The 4,934-nt window shown below is 62.5% G+C and carries 5 protein-coding genes, 1 tRNA gene and 1 pseudogene; 1 reads left to right on the top strand and 6 read right to left on the bottom strand.

Annotated elements, in window-relative coordinates; all coding sequences use genetic code 11:
• Positions 1-260 precede the first annotated feature (260 nt).
• Positions 261-1,682: a hypothetical protein gene (locus tag WBV42_RS08610; RefSeq protein WP_423985664.1), complete on the top strand. Its 1,422-nt coding sequence runs from the start codon at positions 261-263 to the stop codon at positions 1,680-1,682.
• Between the two features lie 78 nt (positions 1,683-1,760).
• Here the strand turns inward: WBV42_RS08610 and WBV42_RS08605 are convergent, their stop codons facing one another.
• From WBV42_RS08605 to WBV42_RS08580, 6 genes and pseudogenes are all read right to left on the bottom strand, one after another.
• Positions 1,761-2,465: an SDR family oxidoreductase gene (locus WBV42_RS08605; RefSeq protein ID WP_423985663.1), complete on the bottom strand. Its 705-nt coding sequence runs from the start codon at positions 2,463-2,465 to the stop codon at positions 1,761-1,763.
• Positions 2,466-2,519: 54 nt separating this feature from the next.
• Entirely contained in the window at positions 2,520-3,242 is a 723-nt protein-coding gene (locus tag WBV42_RS08600) for a hypothetical protein (protein ID WP_423985662.1), read from the bottom strand.
• 156 nt (positions 3,243-3,398) lie between these two features.
• A tRNA-Pro gene (locus WBV42_RS08595) sits at positions 3,399-3,471 on the bottom strand.
• Between the two features lie 42 nt (positions 3,472-3,513).
• Positions 3,514-3,966, bottom strand: coding sequence for a TIGR00725 family protein (locus WBV42_RS08590; RefSeq protein WP_423985661.1), 453 nt, complete (start codon positions 3,964-3,966; stop codon positions 3,514-3,516).
• 2 nt (positions 3,967-3,968) lie between these two features.
• On the bottom strand, positions 3,969-4,565 hold the full coding sequence (gene trmY, locus WBV42_RS08585; protein ID WP_423985660.1) for a tRNA (pseudouridine(54)-N(1))-methyltransferase TrmY: 597 nt from the start codon (positions 4,563-4,565) through the stop codon (positions 3,969-3,971).
• Between the two features lie 49 nt (positions 4,566-4,614).
• Positions 4,615-4,934, bottom strand: a pseudogene (locus WBV42_RS08580) (glycosyltransferase family 2); the annotation flags it as partial.

Here is a 4,934-nt window from a genome sequence, read left to right as displayed (position 1 = left end):
TCGTTTCGAACGTCGAACCCCGGACAGTGGTAGGCAACGTCTGAATCGACCGTCTCCCACGCGAGTGGGTCCTTGTCGGATGCCATATGCAGTCTGTCTCGGGCGGGAACAAAGACACACCGGTCTTTCGGACGCCGCCGAAGCGAACGATAGCGTTCGACAGTCGACCGTCAGGCCGGTAGGCTACCGTTGCCGCCGAACTACCGACAGAACGGTTACCGTGCTTTATTCGTGATGACGTCGGATTTTATCCGGGATTCATGAACACGAAGTGGATCAGCCGACGAGGAGTACTTGCAGCGTCGGCCAGTGTGGTCGGGGTGTCGGGAATGGTCGATACGACGCGATCGACGAAAGCGGAGGGAGCGAATGCGACGAGTGGGAAAACCATCAATCACCTAGTCATTTTTGGCGGAAGTCCGAAAGCGGTCATCGAATACGAATTCTCGGTGAGCGGTCGTCTCCGGAAGAGTGGAAGCGGCGATGGCGCACCCATCGCAGACCGGTTCGTCACCATCGACGGGGAAGACCGTATTTCGAACCGGGGGCAACACGCGAGCGGCGCGATAGCCGGGGGCGGGGACGCCTATCGATTTACCGGACGAATCACTCGATTTCGGGTTTCGCTGTCGGCCAAGCGGCGGAACGAGGTCAAGATCTATCTCAACGGTCATCGGGTCCGTCCGGACGAACTCGGCGATGCACCCGCCGCGAACACGCCCATAGAGTTTCTCGACTGCAACACGGCGCGAGTGAAAGGGTCCTTCCGGGGCGTCGAAATGAACACGAGTTTCTGGGACGAGACGGGCCTCGGGACGAACGTGTTGTTTCCGGGGCCGATCAGCGGAACGACCATCCTTCATCCGGCGGCGGCACACGACCCGTATCCGTTCGCCATCGACTCGGTGAGTCTCGACACGCGAAAGTTAGAATATCCGGGACTACCCGCGAAGTTCACGGCGGACAATCCGTACGCCGGGCCGTGGTGTCGGAAAGTGAAGGGACACCGGTCGCGGACCGGCAACGAATCGGGTGAGAAGAGTAAACGGGAATCGAACGACGAGAGCGAACGGAAAACGAACGAGAAGTCGGACAAAAAGGCGGGACACATCGAGTTCCTCGGCTGTGAGAAGGCAGTGGTGACTGGGAAGTTCGAGCGAGTGACCATCAACAGTTCGTGGTACGACTCGTCGGGGATCGCCACGTCGTACAACGAAATCGGACCGGTAAGCGGTCGAACGCAGATCGACCGTTCGAACGTCGGTGACGTCGGCGAGTCGGGATTCGTCGTCGTGAACATCACTGCCTACGAGCTGGGGGGCGGGAAGGCGACGATATCGAAGCGAAACCCGAACACGAAGGCGTGTAATCGGAAACTCGAACGGGAGGCGACGACAACGGAGACGGAGACGACGACAACGGGGACGACGACCGAAACAAAAACCCAAACGAAGCGAGGGACGACGCGGCAGGATACTGCCAAGCCGACGACATCTCGACAACGGGAGACCGCCGGGGAGGCCAGTACGTCACGGGAGTCGAGTACACCGGCGGAGAGCACGCCGAGCGACTCACCTGACGTGCCGGACACCGGAGGCGGAACGGTAGGTGGAAGCGGAACGGGGAGTGGAGAAGGAACGGCGAGCGGAGGCGGAACGAGCGGCGGGAACGACACCGAGTGAGTCGTCGCTCCAAAGAACCGGTATTCGTCTTATCGACGGGGAAGAACTGGTCGAAGGCAGTCTACTCCGGACGCTGATTCAGATCGATTCCGTCAGTCCGCCATCGACACGGACGTTCTGCCCGGTGACGTAGCTCGCCGCTGGAGAGACCAGATACGCGACGGTATCCGCGATCTCTTCGGTCTTCGCGGGTCGCCCCATCGGAATTTTCGCTCGCGTCTCGTCGTCAACCTCGTAGCTGTCCACGAAGCCCGGAAGCACGGCGTTCATGCGGATGTCGTCGCTGGCGAAGCGGTCCGCGTAGAGCTTCGTGAAACTCCCGAGCGCGGCGCGGAGCACCGAGGAGACCGGAAACTCGGTGCTCGGTTCGAACGCCGAAAAGGTCGAGATGTTCACGATCGCACCGCCGCCCTCCTCGCGCATGACCGGCGTGACGAGCCGCGCGGTTCGAACCGCGTTCAGGAGGACGAGGTCCACCCCGTCGTGCCACTCCTCGTCCGAGATATCGAGGAGGTCACCGGTCGCCGGATGGCCCGTGTTGTTCACGAGCGCGTCGATACGACCGTAGCGCTCCGTTGCGGCCTCGACCAGCGCATCGAGGTCGTCCGGATCGGTCACCGAGCCCTCGAATCCGACGCCGCCGAGGTCCTCGGCCACATCGACCGCCGCACCGGATTTCGAGAGGAGAACGGGCGTGTAGCCATCGTCCGCAAGCTTTCGTGCGCACGCTTTGCCGATACCCCGCCCGGCGGCGGTGACGATCGCGACGGTTTCGGAATCCATGCCGGAGAGTCGTCGCGGGGAGTTTTGTTCCTTGGGGAAGCGGTGTAAAACGGGTTACAGAGAAACGTGCCCGAGGTCGGCTTCCAACTCGTCCACGTGCTCGTTGAACGCCGCGACGAAATCACGGAAATCGTCGGCCAGTTCACGCACGTCCGGCGCGGAGGGCGGTTCGTACTGCGAGACGAGATACGTGCCGCCCTGACCGCCGACGCGGAGGTACGACGCTCTGCTCTCCTCGCGCTTCAACTCCCAGCGCTTGCCGTTGACGCGGGCCGTGAACGTCCCGTAGTCCACCCCGTTGTAGCGGTGGAGTTCACCGGCCATCACGTCCGTAACTTCCCGAATCCGTCCGACGACGCGGTCCCGTTCGGAGACGACCGTGTCGGTGGATTCGACCGCGGGAAAGTCGGTTTCCACGTCGTCCAGCACGCCTTCCTTCGATCGAACGAATTCGTTGTACGCCCGGACGAACGCGTCGTAGTCCCGCATCGCCGTGGCGAGTTCGTCCGGGTCTGGTGGTTGCTGGGACGAGACGACGTAGGTTTCGCCGCCCGCTTTCCCTTTGAACCGAAGGTACTGGACCGCGCCCGCTTCGTACTTCAGCGTCCACTTCCCGGCGTTCGTCTTGAACGTCTCTTGGCCGTAGTCACCTCCCTGAAGCAATGCGAGTTCGCGCGCGACCGTGCCCGCGTGGTCCGTGACCGCGGCGACGACTTCGTCCCGCCGTCCCGCGATTTCCTCTGCACTTGCGACGTCGAAATCGACTCCCTCGGTCATGTTGATGGAGCTAGGAATGGGAGGGGGGATAACGGTGGTGACTCGGTGGGTCGAACCGCTTCACTCGTCGGTGTTGAGTGTGAGGTAGAAATGCGCCGCCAAGCAATTCGAAACGCCTCGCTGTCGCTCGTCGTTTTGAGAATGCGGGAAAGGTAGTGGGCCGGCGCGAATTCGAATCGCGGTTACGGCCACCCGAAGGCCGAAGGATACCAGGCTACCCCACCGGCCCGCATTCTGAAGATGGCGAGGGGTACCTTTAACGCTTCCGAAGTCAGGATATCTCCGCTGCTTCGTCCTCGACATATTCGACTGCCTCCGTGGGGGTGTCGACCGGGTGAACGTTCGGCACGTCGTGGGTCGTCAACCCGGCGGTCGGCCGTTCGAACACGCCCGCGAAACCGAGTTCCGAGAGCGTCCCCGACCCGCCGTCGATGGCGATGACCGCATCGCCGTTCATCACGACGAGAGGGTTCCGTCCGTGACCCAGTCCGGTCGCGATGGCCACGTCGACGTACGGATTCGCCGCGTCACGGTCGGTTCCCGGCAGGATACCGACCGTCCGTCCATCCGCAACCTGCGCGCCGCGGCAGGCGGCCTCCATGACGCCGCCGAGACCGCCACAGACGACGGTATGGCCTCGTTCGGCGAGCAATCGGCCGACCGCCGCCGCCAGTTCCGCTTCCGTCTCGGTGACGGTTCCACCGCCGATGACGCTGACCCGCATGGTCAGTACTCCGTGTACCCCCGCGTGTCGAGATAGTTGTGTGCGACCGTCATCGCGTGATCCCCGTGGAGGAGTTCCGGGCCGAGTCGAACCCGTTCGTCGGACTCGTCGGCCAGCAGTTCCGCCTCCTCGTCCGTGAAGTTGCCGTGATCAGAGAGCACGAACAGCGGGTTCTCCGGCGGTTCGAGGTCGACGACGGGCGTTCCCTCTTCGTGGAGTTCGACCACGGTGGAATTCCGACTCGCCTCGGAGAGGATGGTTTCGAAGTCGCGCTTCGAGATGAACACGCCGGGCGTGCTCTCGGCTTCCATGTGGCCGATTGCTTCCCCCTTCGCCTCCAGCGCTTTGCGGACGAGCGCCGCCGTGCTTCGCTCGTCGGGATTGAGTCGACGGAGTTCGCTCCCTTCGAACCGGATCGTCAGTTCGTCCTGGAGGACGAGGAAGCATCGAACGTCGCTTCGAAAGTCGTGCGAGAGGAAAAACGCGCTGTTGACACACCGACAGAGGGCGTCGAGTCGCCCTGCTGCGCCCGCCAAGTCGTCCAGCGAGAAGTCGGGCGTCGTCGGGGCGTCGTGACCGAGAACGATGAACTGTCGCATACGGATAGTCGTCTCGGGGGGTGTAAGTCGCTTCTGAACGCGGGCGGGGTCAGTCGCCCTCGCCGAAGTGTTCGTAGGCCCAGCCCGCAGTCGAGGTGAGCCGCTTCATATAGGCGATGAAAAACAGGAGGATAACTTCGGTCCACGTCAGTGTCGCCACCTCTGTCACGCTCTTGTAGAATCGAATCGGATGTGGGGGGAGATAGTTTCGCGGGTTGAGAACGCTCGGCTTCTTGACGCGGCTCGGGTGATAGCGTTGCATCTGTGCCCGGCCACGACCCAGTCGGAAGTGCTTTTTCAGGAGGGACGTGAGAGACGAGCGAGCGGGGTGATACATCGTGATCGCGGGCTGGTAGTGCTGACCGAACC

This window comes from Haladaptatus sp. (assembly GCF_049589095.1).
Lineage (GTDB): Archaea > Halobacteriota > Halobacteria > Halobacteriales > Haladaptataceae > Haladaptatus.
Note: the sequence above shows the minus strand (reverse complement) of the source record. Positions and strands in the feature narration are given on the sequence as shown.

Bases quoted from the DNA above. Each gene is read 5' to 3' on its own strand.
- WBV42_RS08610 (WP_423985664.1), top strand. From the start codon at position 261: ATGAACACGAAGTGGATCAGCCGACGAGGAGTACTTGCAGCGTCGGCC.
- WBV42_RS08605 (WP_423985663.1), bottom strand. From the start codon at position 2,465: ATGGATTCCGAAACCGTCGCGATCGTCACCGCCGCCGGGCGGGGTATC.
- WBV42_RS08600 (WP_423985662.1), bottom strand. From the start codon at position 3,242: ATGACCGAGGGAGTCGATTTCGACGTCGCAAGTGCAGAGGAAATCGCG.
- WBV42_RS08590 (WP_423985661.1), bottom strand. From the start codon at position 3,966: ATGCGGGTCAGCGTCATCGGCGGTGGAACCGTCACCGAGACGGAAGCG.
- trmY (WP_423985660.1), bottom strand. From the start codon at position 4,565: ATGCGACAGTTCATCGTTCTCGGTCACGACGCCCCGACGACGCCCGAC.